General features: G+C 65.5%; 1 protein-coding gene. It reads left to right on the top strand.

What is annotated here, in order from left to right:
- Window positions 1-128: 128 nt before the first annotated feature.
- On the top strand, window positions 129-714 hold a 586-nt coding region (locus tag F6Q13_RS18675), incomplete at its 3' end, for an RES domain-containing protein (RefSeq protein ID WP_293059708.1).

Here is a 714-nt window from a genome sequence, read left to right as displayed (position 1 = left end):
CGGCGAAACCGGCGCTCCGACATGCCACGCAGCTTACGAAACGACACCGACAAACTCACCGCACCACGCGGGTCACCAGCCCCGATTCCCCCGACGGCTAAAGCCGCCGGTCCCCTCGGGGCGCACTGATGGACTCCCTCGCGGCGAGGTTGGCACGGGCTTCGCCGACCGCCGTCGATGGCGTTTGGCAGCGTCACGTTCCCGCGAAGTACACGGACACCGCGCTCGCGGGACGGCGGACCATGGGCCGTTGGGGCACCGAAGATGGCAATCCCGTGCTGTACCTTGGCCGACCTACAGAATCGGTCGTTGTGGAGGCATACCGGCACTTGGTCGACCCAATCGCCCAGCCCGACGGTCGCGTCCTTCCGATCAGGCCACGTGTGCTCGTTACCTGCGATGTATCGGTATCGGAAATCCTGGATCTTCGGCTGGCCGTACACCGCATCCTGGCCGGCCTGTCCATCAAGCAGCTGCAGTCGCAGACCCATGATCGAGTCGCCTATGCGGCATGCCAGGCGGTCGCCGCGGCGGCCCACCAAGTGGGCTATCACGGGATCGTCGCACCCGCGGCGACCAAGATGGGCGACACTCTCGTCCTGTTCACCGAACTGCTCCCCTATGATCAGCACCCGGTCCGCACGAAGCTGGAGACTTGGTTCGAACTGCCTGCAGATCCCAGAAAGCCCGGACCAGGCGGCCCACTGCGTAGTG

The sequence above is a fragment of the Mycobacterium sp. genome (assembly GCF_008709575.1).
In the GTDB taxonomy this organism is placed as follows: domain Bacteria; phylum Actinomycetota; class Actinomycetes; order Mycobacteriales; family Mycobacteriaceae; genus Mycobacterium.
Note: the sequence above shows the minus strand (reverse complement) of the source record. Positions and strands in the feature narration are given on the sequence as shown.